18 protein-coding genes and 1 tRNA gene are annotated in these 16,431 nt (G+C 66.3%); 10 read left to right on the top strand and 9 right to left on the bottom strand.

From position 1 onward, the window contains the following. Positions 1–40: 40 nt before the first annotated feature. The 3 genes from ACETPF_RS00595 to ACETPF_RS00585 form a co-directional block, all read right to left on the bottom strand. A tRNA-Glu gene (locus ACETPF_RS00595) sits at positions 41–115 on the bottom strand. A 284-nt stretch (positions 116–399) separates the two neighbouring features. Beyond that, a complete protein-coding gene (locus ACETPF_RS00590; protein WP_373932331.1) occupies positions 400–1,188 on the bottom strand; it encodes a SapC family protein in 789 nt (262 codons plus the stop codon). A 115-nt stretch (positions 1,189–1,303) separates the two neighbouring features. Then, positions 1,304–2,743, bottom strand: coding sequence for an FAD-binding oxidoreductase (locus tag ACETPF_RS00585; protein ID WP_373932330.1), 1,440 nt, complete (start codon positions 2,741–2,743; stop codon positions 1,304–1,306). 78 nt (positions 2,744–2,821) lie between these two features. Between ACETPF_RS00585 and ACETPF_RS00580 the strand changes: the two genes are divergently transcribed. Beyond that, positions 2,822–3,256, top strand: coding sequence for a hypothetical protein (locus tag ACETPF_RS00580; protein ID WP_373932329.1), 435 nt, complete (start codon positions 2,822–2,824; stop codon positions 3,254–3,256). 106 nt (positions 3,257–3,362) lie between these two features. Continuing rightward, positions 3,363–4,730 carry a DEAD/DEAH box helicase gene (locus ACETPF_RS00575; RefSeq protein ID WP_373932328.1) on the top strand — a complete coding sequence of 456 codons (1,368 nt, stop codon included), beginning with the start codon at positions 3,363–3,365 and terminating at the stop codon, positions 4,728–4,730. Positions 4,731–4,733: 3 nt separating this feature from the next. Here the strand turns inward: ACETPF_RS00575 and ACETPF_RS00570 are convergent, their stop codons facing one another. Continuing rightward, a complete protein-coding gene (locus ACETPF_RS00570; protein ID WP_373932327.1) occupies positions 4,734–5,480 on the bottom strand; it encodes a LytR/AlgR family response regulator transcription factor in 747 nt (248 codons plus the stop codon). A gap of 5 nt (positions 5,481–5,485) precedes the next feature. Then, positions 5,486–6,598 carry a sensor histidine kinase gene (locus ACETPF_RS00565; RefSeq protein WP_373932326.1) on the bottom strand — a complete coding sequence of 371 codons (1,113 nt, stop codon included), beginning with the start codon at positions 6,596–6,598 and terminating at the stop codon, positions 5,486–5,488. A 141-nt stretch (positions 6,599–6,739) separates the two neighbouring features. On the opposite strand from ACETPF_RS00565, the gene ACETPF_RS00560 reads away from it, so the two are divergent. The 3 genes from ACETPF_RS00560 (at position 6,740) to ACETPF_RS00550 (ending at position 8,061) form a co-directional block, all read left to right on the top strand. Continuing rightward, the gene (locus ACETPF_RS00560) at positions 6,740–6,952 is read left to right on the top strand and encodes a hypothetical protein (protein WP_373932325.1); all 213 of its coding nucleotides are present in this window, start codon (positions 6,740–6,742) and stop codon (positions 6,950–6,952) included. A 73-nt stretch (positions 6,953–7,025) separates the two neighbouring features. Then, a complete protein-coding gene (locus ACETPF_RS00555) occupies positions 7,026–7,280 on the top strand; it encodes a hypothetical protein (protein ID WP_373932324.1) in 255 nt (84 codons plus the stop codon). A 232-nt stretch (positions 7,281–7,512) separates the two neighbouring features. Beyond that, on the top strand, positions 7,513–8,061 hold the full coding sequence (locus ACETPF_RS00550) for a hypothetical protein (RefSeq protein ID WP_373933032.1): 549 nt from the start codon (positions 7,513–7,515) through the stop codon (positions 8,059–8,061). Between the two features lie 71 nt (positions 8,062–8,132). Here the strand turns inward: ACETPF_RS00550 and ACETPF_RS00545 are convergent, their stop codons facing one another. Continuing rightward, complete coding sequence (locus tag ACETPF_RS00545; protein ID WP_373932323.1) at positions 8,133–8,987, bottom strand: glucose 1-dehydrogenase; 855 nt, start codon at positions 8,985–8,987, stop codon at positions 8,133–8,135. A gap of 192 nt (positions 8,988–9,179) precedes the next feature. Between ACETPF_RS00545 and ACETPF_RS00540 the strand changes: the two genes are divergently transcribed. After that, entirely contained in the window at positions 9,180–9,548 is a 369-nt protein-coding gene (locus tag ACETPF_RS00540; protein ID WP_373932322.1) for a BlaI/MecI/CopY family transcriptional regulator, read from the top strand. Continuing rightward, positions 9,545–11,176 (top strand): M56 family metallopeptidase, encoded by a 1,632-nt coding sequence (locus ACETPF_RS00535; protein WP_373932321.1) that lies wholly within the window; start codon positions 9,545–9,547, stop codon positions 11,174–11,176. Before ACETPF_RS00540 ends, ACETPF_RS00535 begins: the two co-directional genes overlap by 4 nt. A 143-nt stretch (positions 11,177–11,319) precedes the next feature. Here ACETPF_RS00535 and hemW read toward each other — a convergent pair whose 3' ends face one another. The 3 genes from hemW to rph form a co-directional block, all read right to left on the bottom strand. After that, positions 11,320–12,477, bottom strand: a complete 1,158-nt coding sequence (gene hemW / locus ACETPF_RS00530; RefSeq protein WP_373933031.1) for a radical SAM family heme chaperone HemW — start codon at positions 12,475–12,477, stop codon at positions 11,320–11,322. Between the two features lie 234 nt (positions 12,478–12,711). Next, positions 12,712–13,341, bottom strand: a complete 630-nt coding sequence (gene rdgB, locus ACETPF_RS00525; RefSeq protein WP_373932320.1) for an RdgB/HAM1 family non-canonical purine NTP pyrophosphatase — start codon at positions 13,339–13,341, stop codon at positions 12,712–12,714. A 120-nt stretch (positions 13,342–13,461) separates the two neighbouring features. After that, positions 13,462–14,178 (bottom strand): ribonuclease PH, encoded by a 717-nt coding sequence (gene rph, locus ACETPF_RS00520; RefSeq protein WP_373932319.1) that lies wholly within the window; start codon positions 14,176–14,178, stop codon positions 13,462–13,464. Between the two features lie 96 nt (positions 14,179–14,274). Between rph and ACETPF_RS00515 the strand changes: the two genes are divergently transcribed. Genes ACETPF_RS00515 through grpE form a run of 3 tightly spaced genes read left to right on the top strand, consistent with a single transcriptional unit; the run spans position 14,275 to position 16,418 of the window. Then, a complete protein-coding gene (locus ACETPF_RS00515; protein WP_373932318.1) occupies positions 14,275–14,784 on the top strand; it encodes a DUF6438 domain-containing protein in 510 nt (169 codons plus the stop codon). Between the two features lie 42 nt (positions 14,785–14,826). After that, positions 14,827–15,870, top strand: a complete 1,044-nt coding sequence (gene hrcA, locus ACETPF_RS00510) for a heat-inducible transcriptional repressor HrcA (RefSeq protein ID WP_373932317.1) — start codon at positions 14,827–14,829, stop codon at positions 15,868–15,870. Next, entirely contained in the window at positions 15,867–16,418 is a 552-nt protein-coding gene (grpE, locus tag ACETPF_RS00505) for a nucleotide exchange factor GrpE (RefSeq protein ID WP_373932316.1), read from the top strand. Before hrcA ends, grpE begins: the two co-directional genes overlap by 4 nt. Positions 16,419–16,431 lie beyond the last annotated feature (13 nt).

Raw genomic sequence — 16,431 nt, 5'->3', positions numbered from 1 at the left:
GTCCATGGTTGGCGCGTGGCAAAGTTTCGAGAGAGAGATTTGGTGACCCCTACGGGAATCGAACCCGTGTTTCAGCCGTGAGAGGGCCGCGTCCTGACCGCTAGACGAAGGGGCCGTGGCCGCTTGGGCGGCCGGGCAGGGGGAGCGCTTTAGCAGGCGCAGCGCGGGCGTCAAGCGCTCACGTCGAGCGATCCCTAAGAAAAACCGCCCCATGCGAGCATGGGGCGGCCAAGGTTCAGGGAGGAGACGCCTCCAAAGGGGGAGGCGCCCATATGACACACCCGAAAGGGGGGCAGGTGCGCCATATGTTTAGAAGATAGGGCAGGTCGCGCGGCCTTTCAAGGGCAATGCGACCTGCCGTCCATCAATTTTTTCAAGCCCTTCGGCTTAACCCCGCGTTCAGGCGTCGGCGACTTCCAGGCCGACCGGCGCCGGAACCGGCCCCTTGCCCTGCGCGACCTGCGCCTCGAAGACGTCGCGCATCAGTTGCAGCGAAAAGAGATGCGCGTGGATCAGCGGCAACATGCCGTTCTGGTTGATCTTGCGAAGCTGGTCGCCGCGCAGGTCGCGCAGCTTTTCCTCGTTGATCATGCGGAAACCGCGATAGACGAAGGGCTGCTCGTTCAGCGGTGACTGGATCGAGACCTCGCCGTCCATCAGCAGGTCCATGTCCTTTAGATCCTTGACGAACTGGCCGGTGCGGGCGGCGGCCTGCTCGAAATCCTCGCAGAATTTGAGCACGCCCTGGGTCAGCTCGCTGGGCTTGCCGTCGTCGAACAACGGCTGGCCGTCCTCGAACGCGCCGACCGCGGGGCTGGTGGGGTCGAAGCAGAGCGAAAGTTCCTCGCTGTCCGGGCGCAGCTTGGCGAGCATCCAGGGATAGCGGCGGACATAGGCCGGCACATAAGCGGGGCCACGCAGCTGGCCCTGATCATCGACGAAAATATTGACCCCTTCGTTCAGGCCCATCAGCAGCAGCGGCACCGAATCGTCGCCCGACGAAAAGATGATCGGCGCGAAGCGCTGCGCGGGCACGAATTCGTCGACGGTCAGCGGAACCGCATGCTGCGTCACCAGGAAAGGCGCCGATTCGACCTGCCGCACCCTGTAATCGATATGATCGTTGGTGCTGAGCGGCAGAAGATCATTGTAGAAGATCGGCAGGGTATTGGCGGGCGCGCTGGCCATGATCAGGGTCCACTCTTTCGATGTGCCGCCGGTCCGGCCGGCACGGGTAAATATTGCGGCAGGGCGATACTGGCCTTGCCGGCGATAGGCAATCTGTTTGTCGGCGAACGGAGGCTCAGATTTCGTCCGGCAGCGGGATGAGCTTGCCGGGATTGAACAGGCCCTGGGGGTCGATCGCCGCCTTGATCGCACGCAGCGCGCCGATCCGCGCGGGGCTGGACAGGCGGGCGAGTTCGGCGCGCTTCATCTGGCCGATGCCATGTTCGGCCGAGATGGAGCCGCCCGCCGCCACCACGGCGTCATGGACGAAGGCGTTGATCGCCTGTCCCTGTGCCGCGATCCAGGCGGGGCCGTCGCTGGTGCCCTTGGGCGCGCGGACATGGAAGTGGACGTTGCCGTCGCCCAGATGGCCGAAGGAGGAGGCGGTGGTGCCGGCGAAGCGAGCCTCCGCCGCTGCGGCCGCCTCGACCATGAAGGCCGGCATTTTCGCGACCGGCACGCTGATGTCATATTGCAGCGCCGGCCCCTGCGCCCGCTCGGCTTCGGAGAGCGATTCGCGGATGCGCCAGAAGGCGTCGGCCTGCGCTTCGTTGGCGGCGAGGGCGGCGTCGACGGCGATGCCGCGATCGAAGGCGGCGGCAAGCGCCTGCTCCAGCCGCTCCGCCGGGCCGGGCTCGGCCAGGTCAGGATGATCCACCTCGATCAGCACATGCCATGGGGTGCGCGTCTCGACCGGGCTGCGGGTGCCGGGAATGTGGCCGAGGACAAATCCCAGCGTTTCGTCCGCGATTACCTCGAACCCCTCGACGCTATCGCCCAATTGCGCTTCGGCAAGGCGTAGCAGGTCGAGCGCGGCGGCGGGGCTTTCGATCCCCACCCATCCGACCGCGCGGGCGGCGATGGCGGGCGCGAGACGCAGCGCGGCGGCAGTGACGACGCCCAGAGTCCCCTCCGCACCGATCAGCAGCTGCTTGATGTCATAGCCGCGATTATCCTTTCTCAGGGCGTCGAGCCCGTCGAAGATGCTGCCGTCGGGCAGCACCGCCTCCACCCCCTCCACCAGCGCGCGCATCGTGCCGTGGCGCAGCACCTGCGTGCCGCCCGCATTGGTCGAAACGAGACCGCCGATGGTGGCCGATCCCTTCGCGCCCAGGCTCAGGGGGAAGCGGCGGCCGGCGGCCTCGGCGGCGTCGTGCAGGACGCTCAGAATCACGCCGGCCTCGCACACGGCAAGATTGTCCTCGGGCAGCAGGCTGCGGATGCGGTTCATGCGACGCAGCGAAAGGATGAGCGCGGAACCGTCCGCTGGCGGTGTCGCCCCGCCCACCATCGATGTGTTGCCGCCCTGCGGCACCAGCGGCACGCCAAGCTCCGCCGCCAATGCCACGGTCGCCGCGACTTCCGGCGTCGAGGCGGGAGAAAGGATCGCCGCCGCCGCGCCATGATAGCGGCCGCGCCAGTCATGGACCCATGGATCGATGTCGGCGGGATCGGTGACGACGCCCTTGGGGCCAAGCAGGGCGGCGAAGCGGTCGATTATCTGCTGTGCGATCATGGGACGATGCTATGCCCCGGAATTCATCGACGGTTCAACCATCGGTCGATAGCGTCCCACTCCCAAAAGGGGTCCGACTTGTTTTCAACCTTCCTGTTGCTGCTGACCGCGCCTGCGGGGGAGCCCGTGGAGCTGGCGCAACTCACCATCCAGCAACGCGTCATCATCCGTGTGCCCACGGTGCGAAAGGGGCGGGCGCCGGTCCGAATCGACCCGCAAGCGCGCGACGACTGGCGCGAGAAGAAGGGGCCGCGCTGCGTGGCGTTGCGCTCGATCCGGGCGGCGGGCGTGGTGGTGGAAAATGGCGTCGACCTGATCCTGGCCGATAACCACCGCTATCGCGCGCGGCTGGAGCGGGGGTGCGATTCCCTGGGCTTCTACTCGGGCTTCTATGTCGAACCGCACGAGGACGGGTCGCTATGTTCGGGGCGGGACGAGTTGCAGGCGCGCAGTGGCCTTAGCTGCGCGATTGACAGTTTCCGTCGCCTCATCCCCAATGACGAGGATGAATGAGGCGCACACGCGCGAATTTCTTGACAAGTGGCCGGGATTTCCGCAAGGCGCGGCCGATTTCCGTCGCGGACGCGCGGACGGATTCCCTCCTGTCCCGGACGCTTGAATGACTTTTGCCGATCTCGGCCTTTCCGACGAATTGCTCAAGGCCGTGACCGAGTCCGGCTACGACACGCCAACGCCGATCCAGGCGCAGGCGATCCCGTCCGTGCTGATGATGCGCGACATCATCGGCATCGCCCAGACGGGCACGGGCAAGACGGCGGGCTTCGTGCTGCCGATGATCGACATTCTCGCCCATGGCCGCGCCCGTGCGCTGATGCCGCGCAGCCTGATCCTGGAACCGACCCGCGAGCTGGCCGCGCAGGTGGCCGAAAATTTCGAGAAATACGGGAAATATCACAAGCTTTCGATGGCGCTGCTGATCGGCGGCGTGCAGATGGGCGATCAGGTCAAGGCGCTGGAGCGCGGCGTCGACGTGCTGATCGCGACGCCCGGACGGCTGATGGACCTGTTCGGCCGGGGCAAGATTTTGCTCAACGGCTGTTCCATGCTGGTGATCGACGAAGCCGACCGGATGCTCGACATGGGGTTCATCCCCGATATCGAGGAAATCTGCACCAAGCTGCCGTCCCAGCGGCAGACGCTGCTGTTTTCGGCCACCATGCCGCCGGTCATCAAAAAGCTGGCCGACAAATTCCTGTCCAATCCCAAGTCGATCGAAGTGGCGCGGCCCGCGACCGCCTCCACCAACATCACTCAGCATCTGGTGAAGGTCGAATCGCGCAAGAAGCGCGAAGCGCTGCGCGCCATGCTGAAGGCGGAGGAGGTGACCAGCGCGGTCATCTTCTGCAACCGCAAAACGACGGTGCGCGAACTCAACAAGAGCCTCCAGAGCCATGGCTTCCGGTCGGGCGAGATCCATGGCGACATCGATCAGGCGTCGCGCATCGCCGAACTGGAGCGGTTCCGCGATGGTAAGGTCAACATTCTGGTCGCGTCCGACGTCGCGGCGCGCGGCCTGGACATCAAGGGCGTCAGCCACGTCTTCAACTTCGATGCGCCCTGGCACCCCGACGATTATGTCCACCGCATCGGCCGTACCGGGCGGGCTGGGGCGACCGGGGTCGCCTATACGTTCGTGTCCGAAGCCGATGCCGAGGCGATCGACAATATTCAAAAGCTGATCGGCACGAAGATTGCTTACGCGACCGTGCCGGGCGAAACGGCGAAGGCCGATGCGCCTCGCGAGGCGAAGGAGCCGCGTGACGAGCGCGGCCGCTCCCGTCGCGAGGAACGGCCCCGCCGCGACGACCGTCCGCGCGAGGAGAAGCGGGACGCCCCGCGCGACGAGCGCCAGCGCCAGCCCGAACCGCAACGCGCTCCCCGCCGCCGCGATCCCGTGGACGATGGCCCGGACGAAGGCTGGAACGGCCCCGTGCCCGAATTCCTGTCGGTGGGCTTCGGCGAATAAGCCTTACCGCCCCGTCATCGCGCGGGCGTTGGCCAGGAAGGTGCGGCCGATGCGGATGTCCGCGCCGTCGGCCAGCACCGCGAACCATACGCCGCTACCGTCATGGCGCAGCCGCGCGATATGGTCGCGCCGCACGATATGGCTGCGATGCAGGCGCACGAACATCTGCGGGTCCAGCCTCTCCTCCAGGCTGCTGATCGTCTGGTGCAGCAGGTAACTGTGCTTGCCGACATGCAGCCGCATATAGTCGCGCTCCGCCTCGATCCGGTCGATCTGGTCGGCGGCGATGCGGATCAGTTCGGAACGGTGCGGCACCCAGAATTCCTCGGCCCATTCGGGCGCCGGTTCGGCCGGCGGCGCATGGGCGTCGGACGGGCCCTGATTGCGGAGCGCCGCTTCCACCCGGTCGATTGCACGGGTCAGGCGGTCATGCGCGACAGGTTTGAGCAGATAATCGACTGCGGCGAGATCGAACGCCTCGACCGCGAAGCCTTCAAAAGCGGTGACGAAGATCACGGCGGGTCGCATCCCCATGCGCCCGACCGCGCGGGCGACGCCAATGCCGTCGAGCAGGGGCATGGCGATGTCCAGCATGACGAGGTCGGGCTTCAACCCTTCGATCAGCCGCAGCGCCGCCTCGCCATCGGTGGCGGTGCCAACCAGCGCGATGCGCGGCTCGCGGGCGCAGAGCATCTGGAGCCGTTCGACCGCGAGCGGCTCGTCATCGACGATCATGGTGCGGATGGACATGAGTATCAGCAGCCCCGACGGATAATGGGTAGGGTGAGGAGCACGGAGAAACCGTCTCCCTCGCGCGGACCATAGACGATGCGGCCGGACTCGCCAAAGCGCGCCGTCAGCCGATCGCGCACATTGGCAAGGCCGATGCCGCTGCCCGCGTCGCCATCGCTCGGCGGATTGTCGCCATCGTCGGTGACGGCGATGTGCATCAGGTCGCCATCCTCGCGCGCGGTGATGGTGATGGTGACGGGGCTGGAGGTGCGCGAGACGCCATATTTGATCGCGTTTTCGACCAGAGGCTGGAGGATGAGGCCGGGGACGCAGGCGCTCATCAGCGGGTCGGGCACGTCGATCACCGTCATCAGCCGGTCGGGGAAGCGGACCGATTCGATGTCGAGATAGAGCTTTTGGAGATGCACTTCCTCCTCCAGCGGCACATCGTCCAGCGGATCGCCGGTCAGGCTGGTGCGGTAGAAGTTGGAGAGCGACATGATCATCTTTTCCGCCTCGTCCGGGCGGTTCCGCATCACCAGGGTCGACAGCGAATTCAGCGTGTTGAACAGGAAATGCGGGTTTACCTGATAGCGCAGCGATCGCAATTCGGCCTGTTGCGCGGCGCGCTCCAGCCGGGCGGCGCGGCGCTCCGTGCGGTGCGCCTCGCTGGCATAGGAGAGGGCAAGATAGAGGCCGGCCCACGCGGCGAGAAAGAAATAGCGGCTGATCGCATCCTCGACGATCGCAACGAAGACATAGCCCTTCTCGGCCATTTCCGTCTTCAATTCGGCGTCAGGGAAGAGCGACACCGGATCATAGACGTTGAAGACATAGTAGTTGGCCGCAGCCATCGCGAGCGCGAAGGGGGCGGCGAGCGAGAAGGCGGCGACGACGCGGACCAGGAGCGGCTTGCCATCGAATCGGCGCAGGGCGAGGTAGAGGATCCAGGTCACGATGATGCCGATCGTCGCCACCACCATCCTTCGGGCGGCGAGTTCCCATTGCGCGTCGAAGCCGATGACGGCTGCGCGCAGGCTGACGATGACCGTGTAGAAGAACCAGAAACCCAAAATGGAATAGAGAGCGACCGCCGGCGCCACGCCACGCTCGCCGTCTTCGGCGCTATTGTTCATGACGCTCTTCTAGGCCGGGAGGCGCGCGGAGTCTCCACCCCGCTTTGTTGCTGGTCGAAGCGGCGCGGACGTTGGTCGAACGGCCAAAATAGGGAACCGCGCCGCAACGCCGTCCGTTGATCCTTGCGAAGGAGAGAGAGGATGACCGACAAGCAGGACGTGCGCCCGAACAGCCGCGAGGAAGCCGGCGACCGGCGCGAGAGCGACGAACAGGATCATACGCTGGACCGCGACGAAAAGCTGGAGGAGGGGTTGAAGGATTCGATGGACGCCTCCGATCCGCCGTCGACCACCCGGCCCGGCGATCATGGCGATCCGGTGCCCTCGTCGGGCTTTAGCGAAGAGGATAAATAGCGCCCGCGCTGCGGCTATGCTAAACTGCCCGGCGGCAGGCGAAGGCGCCGCCGGACGAGAGGAGAAGCCATCAATGCCGACATCCGCCACTCCCGCTGTCGAACGGATCGCCCGCGTGCTTGCCGGGCGGCAATTGAGCCTGAACGGCGAGGGCAGCGATCCGCATGCGGCGGACAAGGTGGATGCGGCCTGGCGCGATCATGTCGAGGATGCCTATGCCATCCTCCATACGCTGCGCGAGCCGGACGCGCAGATGGCGCAGGCGGGCGACGTCGCGGTGTGGCGCGCGATGATCGGCGCGGTGTTGGGGCGCCGCGCGACGGCTTGAGCGATCGCCACCACGGCGCAACGAATGCCGCGTTGGAGCGGTGTTCTGAAAGTTTATGGGTCAACGCACGATGTGGGCCGGGCTCCATTCATCGCAGTCATCAAAATTTCATGTTGCACCGCACAACGAAATCTGTTCCGTTGCTGAACAGCGGTGGAATAGGCGCTTAAGCCTTCAGTAACCATGGAAGGCGCATATTCCATCCTGCGACTTGAAGTCGGAGGGCATGAATATGGGCACGAGTGCAAGACCGGCGGATGGGGCTGTGACCCTCGCGGAACTGCGAGAATTCGCCAGCTTCCCGTCTGCCACGCAACGCTATATCCGCAGATCGCTGGACATCGGGCTGCATCGCCGTGACGCGATGAAGCTGTGGTCGCGCGACATGGTGGAGGAAGCCTCGATCCGGGCGCAGGCACGGATCTATGGCCGGCTGGACGAAATCAAGTCGCGGGTGCCCGACGACAGTGGCCTCGAACAGGTGGAACCGTTCATGGCGCCGCTGGTGACGATCTCCGCATTCGACCTGGGGCAGAACCGGCTGGGGAGCTTCTCGTCTTATCGCTTCCTATATGAGCGGTTGCTCGGCGCGGGGGCGCGGCCTTGGCTGCCGGGCGCTTTCTGCGCGGCGGCGAGTTTGCCCCATCTTCACCCCGACAAGCGGCGGGTCTTGCTCCAGTCGATCAGCGAAGCGGCGGCGACCGCGGCCGGCTGGTCGAACCGGGAGCCGACCTTCTACCCCGAATGGGTCGAGAAGGTGGACCTGAGCAAGGCGAACTGAGCGGATCATCTGCTCATTGCAAAGAAAAGGCCGCGCGGGGTGGGGGCTCCGACGCGGCTTTTTCGCGCTCTTCACCCGTTCACGATGGTGCCGCCGTTGGGGTGGAGCACCTGCCCGCTCATATAGCTTGAATCGTCGCAGGCGAGGAAGAGGAAGGCGGGGGCGACTTCGTTCGGTTGGCCGGGGCGGCCCATGGGCGTGCCCTCCCCGAAATGTTCGAGCTTTTCGGGCGACGCGCCGCCGCTGGGATTGAGCGGGGTCCAGATCGGCCCAGGGGCGACGGCGTTGACCCGAATGCCGTCCTTCACCAGATTTTCCGACAGGCTGCGGGTGAAGGCGGTGATCGCGCCTTTCGTGCTCGAATAGTCGAGCAGTTCCTTCTCGCCCTGATACATGGTGACGGAGGTACAGTTGACGATCGCCGCGCCGGCCTTGAGGTGCGGGCGCGCCGCCTGCGTCAGGAAGAACATGCCGAAGATATTGGTCTGGAAAGTGCGGCGCAGCTGATCTTCGCTGATATCGATGATGTCCTTGTCCGGATGCTGCTCGCCGGCATTGTTGACGAGGATGTCGAGCCGGCCGAAGCGATTGATCACCTGCGCGACGGCAGCGTCGCAAAATGCCTTGTCGCCGATATCGCCGGCGATCGTCAGCGCCTCGCGCCCTTCGGCCTCCACGATCCGCGCCGTCTTTTGCGCGTCGTCATGCTCGCAAAGATAGAGGATCACGACGTCCGCGCCTTCGCGCGCGTAGAGGGCGGCGACGGCGCGGCCGATACCGCTGTCCGCCCCGGTGATCAGCGCAACCTTGCCCTCCAGTCGGCCCGACCCGGGATAGCGCGGCTCCCATTCGGGCTTGGGTTCCAGGGTCGATTCATGGCCGGGCAGGCCATCCTCGCGGATCATGTCTTCGTAATTGTCGGACATTGGGGTCTCCTTTCATCCCTGGCAACAGCTGGGATGCCGGATGGTTCAGCGCTGGTCCGGCGGGCCCGCCGCGAAAGGGCAGGGGAATAACGCAGGTTAGGGTAGGCGGAGCCGCCGCTGGCGCTATTGACTACAAGCGTAGATGATGCGACTACATCTGTAGATGCAAGGCGACGAGTCGGAAGCGAAACGGTGAGCGAGAAGATCAGCGAAGCGGAACTGGTGGTGATGGAGGCGCTGTGGGAGCAGTCGCCGCAGACGGCCAATGACGTTGCCGATCGCGTCGCGGCCGATCGGGAGTGGAGCCTCCAGACCGTCAAGACCCTGCTGTCGCGGCTGATGAGCAAGGATGTCATCGCCGCCGAGCAGGACGGGCGCCGCTTCCTCTATCGGCCGATGGTGGCGCGCGACGATTATGTCGCGAGCGAATCGGGGCGGCTGGTCAACCGGCTGTTCGGCGGGCGGGTGTCGCCGCTGGTCGCGCAGCTGGCGAGCCAGGATCAGTTGACGGCGGAAGATATCGCCGAGCTTGAGGAAATCCTGAAAGGGTTGAAATCATGAGTGTCTGGATCGCCGAAACGCTGATCGCCACGACCTTGCTGATGGCGCTGGTGATGATGCTCCGCCGGCCAGTGGCGCGTTTCATGGGCGCCGGGGCGGCCTATCTGCTATGGGCGCTGCCGCTCGCGCGGATGCTGCTGCCGGCATTGCCCGAAGACGTCGATCCCTCGCCGCTGCATCTGGCGGTGGACCAGGCGGGGCTGCCCGACATGCTGGGGGGCGCAACGGCTCCCGCGGCCCTGGTGGCCGATACGGGCGGCTTTCCGTGGCTGGAAACCGCGATCGGCGTCTGGTTCGTGGGGCTTGTCGCCTTCCTGATGGTGCAGGCGGTCGGCTATGCCCGCTTCCGCCGCCATATGCTGAAAGGCGCGACGGAGATCGCCGCGGAGAGGCGCATCCGCATCCTCACCAGTCCGCAGGCTTCGGGCCCGCTCGCCTTCGGCATCATCCGCCCCTACATCGTCCTGCCCGCCGATTTCGCGCTACGCTACGATCCACAGGAACAGGATATGGCGATCGCGCATGAGCGGGCGCATCATGAACGCGGCGACCTTGCCGCCAACATGATCGCCCTGCTGCTGCTGGGCGTCCACTGGTGCAATCCGGTCGCCTGGATCGCCTATCGTGCCTATCGCGCCGATCAGGAAACCGCCTGCGACGCGCGGGTGCTCTCGCTCTATGGCCGGGATCAGGCCCATGCCTATGGCCGCGCGATCCTGAAAGCGGCGGGCGGGCGGCAGTTCGCCGGCGCCTGCCACCTCACCCGCATCACCGCCTTGAAAGGGAGGCTGAAAATGCTGTCGAACCATGACATGTCGCTCCGGCGGATCAGCTGGGGCATGGCCGCCGTCGCCCTCGTCACCGCGACGGGCCTCGCGCTCACCGCATCGGGCAGCCGCGCCGCGCAGCAGATGGCGGCGATCACGCAGAAGGTGGAAAGCGCCGACTTTGCGCGCCTCACCGATCTGGTGGCGCAGCCGGCCAAGGCAGAGGCAGCGGCCGCCGTAGCGACCGTTCCCGACGTGCCGACTGTTCCGGACATCCCCGCGACCGCCGATGCCGTCGCGCCGGTTGCGCCGATGGCCCCCATCGCTCCGATTGCGCCGGCCGCAGACATGACCGCGCCCGTGCCGCCGGTGCCGCCCATGCCGCCGGTGGTCCGCAACGAAAAAGGGCGCATCACCGTGACCCATTCGGACGGCCGGGTCGAAACCCATCGCGTGCCGTCCGAAGCGGAGATCGCCCGGATGGTGCCGGTTGTCGATGTGCGCGAAGGCTGCGACAAGGGGCAGCAGCGCACGACCCATCGCGACTATACCGACGCCAGCGGCCAGCGGCATGTCCGGGTCCGCATCTGCATCGCCGACGCGGAGCGTGTGGCGGCGCAGGCCGAGCGGCAGGCCGAACGCGCCGCCCGGATTGCGGAGTGGGAAGCGGACAATGCGGTGCGCATGGCCGAGCGGCATGCCGAGCAGGCGCGTCGCACGGCAAAGGTGACCGCGCTCAGCAATCTGCGGATGGCGCGCTCACAGCTTGCGGGCAACCGTTCCATCCCCGAGGCCGACCGGGCGGAGGCGCTGCGCGATATCGACCAGTCGATCGCGGAGCTGCGCAGCGGGCGGGATTAAGGGGTCAGGATTAAAACCTGGGATTTCCTACGTCTCCAATATCGTCGCCCCAGGCTTGACCCGTGGCCCGGCTTCCTTTTCGAGGAGCCGCGTCGCAAGAAAGCGGGGCCCCGGCTCACGTGCTTTGCGTAAACGGCCGCCGGTTACACTGCCACGATCTCCGGGAGGATCGCGTCGAGCAGCAACATGCCGGCTGGCGCGACCTGAAGCCGGGGGCCGGACTGGCGGACGAGGCCGAGATCGGTCAGTTGCGCCACCGCCTCCGCGTCGACGAGCTGGCGCGGCGGCACGCCTGAACGGGCGGCGACGCGGTCGAGGTCCACGCCCTCACCAAGCCGCAGGCCCATCAGCAGCGCCTCGCGCGCCTGATCCTCCGGGCGCAGCGTCTCTTCGCTCTGGAGGCCATGGCCGTTCCGGGAGACGGCGTTCATCCAGTTTTCCGGCTTCTTGTGGCGCAAAGTCGCCGTGCCGCCACGCCGTCCATGCGCGCCCGGCCCGATCCCGGCATAGTCGCCATAGCGCCAGTAAGTCAGGTTGTGGCGGCTCTCCTGCCCCGGCCGGGCATGATTGCTGATCTCATAGGCCGGGATGCCGGCCGCGCCGGTCATCGCCTGGGTCAGTTCATAGAGGGTCGCGCCATGATCGGGGTCGGCGGGGGTCAGCTTGCCCTGCGCGACCAACGTGGCGAATCGGGTGCCCGGCTCGATCGTGAGCTGGTAGAGCGAGAGATGCCCTGTGCCAAAGGCTAGCGCGCGGGCGAGTTCGGCCTCCCAATCGGCCTCGCTCTGCGCTGGGCGTGCGTAGATGATATCGAAACTCACCCGATCGAACACGCGCTGGGCGGTGTCGAGCGCGGCCAACCCTTCCTTGACGTCATGCGCCCGGCCGAGGAAGTGGAGCGCTTCGTCCTCCAGTGCCTGAAGGCCGAGCGATACACGGTTGACCCCCGCCGCCGCAAGATCCGCGAAGCGCGCCGCCTCGACGCTGTTGGGATTGGCTTCCAGCGTGATCTCGATGTCGGGGGTCAAGCCCCAATGCGCCTGCGCGCCAGTAATCAGCGCCTCGACCAGCGCGGGCGGCATCAGCGAAGGCGTGCCACCGCCGAAGAAGATGGAGGAAAGCGGCCGTCCGCCGGTCAGCGCCGCCTCATGCGCCATGTCGGCGATCAGCGCCGCGCGCCAGGCGTCCACGTCGATCCCCTCGCGCACATGGCTGTTGAAATCGCAATAGGGGCATTTGGAGACGCAAAAGGGCCAGTGGATGTAGAGGGCGAGCGGGTCAGGGGCGGACAGGGTGGGCATGGGCGCGGCCCGCCCTAGAGGCTTTTGCACGGGGAGGCCATCGGCAATGCGGTCGCTGGCCGGGTGGGGATGCCGATGGAGACCGACCGGCATCCCCGTAGTAGAACGGCGGGAATGCGGATCGGTTCGCAATGCGCGTGCCAGAACGGGCGCCGGGGGCCTATTGGCCGACCTTGGAGGTTAACAGATGGTCGCGCCGATAACGGATTGTAAAGCCAGCCGACGCATGGACGCTCAGAACACCGCCGCGACCAGCTTGGCGAAGGCGTCGGCGCGGTGGCTCATCGCATGTTTCTTGGCCGGGTCCATCTCGCCGAAGCTGATGTCGTAGCCCAGCGGCTGGAACATCGGGTCATAACCGAAGCCCTTGTCCCCGCGCGGCGGCCAGACGAGCATGCCGTCGACCCGGCCCTCGAACGCCTCGACATGGCCGTCGGGCCAGGCGAGGGCGAGGGCGCAGATGAAATGGGCGCTGCGGCTGGCGTCCGGGCCTTTCGCTTCGACGCCCTCCCACACCTTTTGCATCGCGACGCCAAAATCCTTGGTCGGCCCGGCCCAGCGCGCCGAGTAGAGGCCGGGGTCGCCGCCCAGCGCCTCGACGCAGAGGCCACTGTCGTCAGCGAGCGCGGGGAGGCCAGAGAGGTCGGCGGCCTGCATCGCCTTCAGCTCCGCATTGGCGATGAAGGTGGTGCCGGTCTCCTCCGGTTCGGGCAGGTCGAGCGACGCGGCGGAGATGGGCTCGATGCCATAGGGGCCAAGCAGCTCGGCGATCTCGCGCACCTTGCCGGGATTGTGGCTGGCGATCACCAGCTTGCCGGGGGCGAGTTTGCGGATCGCCTGCTCCTGTCCGAAATCGTCCGACATATATCATGACCCTGCTATATGTGCTCCTGCGAAAGCAGGAGCCCAAGGTGCGAAGTCACCTCCAGCGACCCTAGGCTCCTGCTTTCGCAGGAGCACGGCATTTAATCAATGTGTTAGCTTTCAGCGCCCCGTCGCGGCATCCTGCGCAGCGAAGATCTTGGCGCAGCCGATGCGGGCAAGGCGCAACAGACGCAGCAGTTCCTCCTCGTCATAGGCCGCGCCTTCGGCCGTCGCCTGCACTTCAGCGAACTTGCCGTCGCCGGTCAGGATCAGGTTGGCGTCGGTTTCGGCATTGCTGTCCTCGGCATAGTCGAGGTCGAGCACGGGCGTGCCTTCATAGATGCCGCAGCTGATCGCGGCGACCTTCTGGATGATCGGGTCTTCGGCGAGCGCGCCCGAAGCCAGCAGCTTGTCCACCGCGATGCGGAGCGCCACCCAGCTTCCCGAAATGGCCGCCGTGCGCGTGCCGCCATCGGCCTGGATCACGTCGCAATCGATCACGATCTGGCGTTCGCCCAGTTTCTTCATGTCCACGACCGTCCGCAGCGATCGGCCGATCAGGCGCTGGATTTCCTGCGTCCGCCCCGACTGCTTGCCCTTCGCCGCCTCGCGGCTGCCGCGCGTATGGGTCGCACGGGGCAGCATCCCATATTCGGCCGTGACCCAGCCCGACCCCTTGCCGCGCAGGAAGGGCGGCACCTTCTCTTCGACCGAAGCGGTGCAGAGCACGCGCGTGTCGCCAAAGCTGACGAGGCAGGAGCCTTCGGCATGGATGGTGAAGCCGGGCTCCATGGTGATGTCGCGCATCTGGTCGGGCGCGCGGCCGGAAGGACGCATATTTTACTCTCCGAAACGGTCAGGAGACGGCGCTTAGCGTCCGGCGGCGTGTCTTGCCAGTGTCCAGCGCGCGATTTCGGGGATATGAGAGCGAACATGAAAATAAAATATCTTGGGATGGCCGCACTGGCGGCGCTGGGCGGGTGCATGGGCAGCGGCGAGACGCTGGAGCCGCCCAAGGTGCCGGGCGACGTCATCCGCTTCACCGCCGGGCGCTGCTTTGGCACCTGTCCCGCCTATTCGGTGCAGGTGTCGCCCGACGGATCGGCGCTGCTGGAGCCGGAGCGCTTCACCTCCGTGCCGGGACCGACCCGTTTCACCGTCACACCGGCGCAATATCGCCGGCTGGTCGCGACGCTCGCGCCCCACCGTCCGGCGATGGGGACGACGCGCAGGATCGAACATGGGCAGGATTGCGACCGCTTCGCCACCGACATGCCGGCCTATTCGATCGAATGGAGCCGGCCGGGGCGGGATACGACCCGGCTCGACTATCAGTCGGGCTGCATGGACGCGCGCTACGGCAAGCTGCGCGTCGCCATCGCGTCGGTGCCCAGGATATTGGAGATCGAACCCATGCTGAAACCGGGACCGAGCGCCCGATGAGGACATCTTGAGCCGACCTGCGCTTGGGCCTAGATAAGGACCATGTCGGTCATCCCGGTTTCCGAACTCAATGATCGCGCACGCGATGTTTTCCGCCTGGTGGTGGAGAATTATCTGGGCACTGGCCTGCCGGTGGGATCGCGCACCATCAGCAAGATGGCGTCGCTCAGCCTCTCGCCCGCCTCGATCCGCAATGTCATGCAGGATCTGGAGGAGTTGGGCCTGCTCGCCGCGCCGCATACATCGGCGGGGCGGATGCCGACCGAAACAGGGCTGCGCCTGTTCGTCGACGGCATGATGCAGGCGGCCGAGCCGTCCGAGCAGGAACGGCGCGCGATCGAGGCGGGCATCGCCGAAAGCGGCCCGATCGAGGAAGCGTTGTCGGCGGCGACGGCGGCGCTCAGCGGCCTTTCCGCCTGCGCCGGCATCGTCATGGTGCCCAAGCGCGAGCCGGTGCTGCGCCAGTTCGGCTTCGTGCCGCTCAACGCGCGCCAGGCGCTCGCGGTTCTGGTCGGGCAGGACGGGTCGGTCGAAAACCGGGTGCTGGACCTGCCCGAGGGCGTGACGCCGGTGATGCTGAATGAGGCGGCGAATTTCATGTCGGCGCGCTTTGGCGGCCTCACCCTGCGCGAGGCTGGAGAGGCGCTGGCGCGGGAGATGGAGGCGGAGCGGGGCGCGCTCGACCGCGCGGCGCAGGAATTGGTGCGGCGTGGCATCGCCATCTGGTCGCACGACGCCGACGACCGCCCGGTGCTGATCGTGCGCGGCCAGTCGCACCTGCTGGACGACGGCACCGCCGCCGACCTGGAGCGGGCGCGGCAACTGCTCGAAGCGTTGGAAGGCAAGCAGGAGATATTGGACCTGCTGCGCGGCGCGCTGGCGGGGACCGCGACCAAAATCTTCATCGGGTCGGAAAACAAGCTCTTTTCCCTGTCGGGTTCTTCGGTCATAGCCGCGCCCTACCGGGGGGCGGACGGCCGGGTCGTCGGCGTGGTCGGCGTGATCGGCCCGACGCGCTTGAACTATGCCCGGGTGATCCCCATGGTGGATTTCACCGCACAGACGCTGTCGAGATTGATGAGATGAGCGAAGACAAGAATTTGGAAAATACCGAAGCTGTTGACACCCTGCCCGAGGACGCCGCGCCTGCGGCTGATGGCGTGACGGACCGGATCGCCGCGCTGGAGGCCGAACTGGCGACCGCCAGGCAGGACATTCTCTACGCCCATGCCGATACGCAGAATGTGCGCCGCCGGCTGGAAAAGGAACTGGCCGATGCGCGCGCCTATGCCGCGACCGCCTTCGCCCGCGACATGCTGTCGGTAGCCGACAACCTCAGCCGTGCGCTCGCCGCGATCCCTGCCGAACTGCGCGATGATGAGAAGTTCAAATCGCTGGTCGTTGGCCTCGAAGCCACCGGGCGCGAGTTGGACAGCGTGTTCGGCCGCAACGGCATCACCAGGCTGGAGTCGGTGGGCCAGCCGCTCGATCCCAACAAGCATCAGGCGATGATGGAAGTGCCGTCCGCCGACGCCGCGCCGGGCACGATCCTCGTCGAAATGCAGCCGGGCTACATGATCAAGGACCGCCTGCTGCGTCCCGCGATGGTGAGCGTGGCAAAAGCGCCGGAATGATGGCTTAGCCGAT

The sequence above is a fragment of the Sphingobium agrisoli genome, assembly GCF_041877245.1.
Taxonomy (GTDB): domain Bacteria; phylum Pseudomonadota; class Alphaproteobacteria; order Sphingomonadales; family Sphingomonadaceae; genus Sphingobium.
This window is presented reverse-complemented; position numbering and strand designations above follow the sequence as displayed.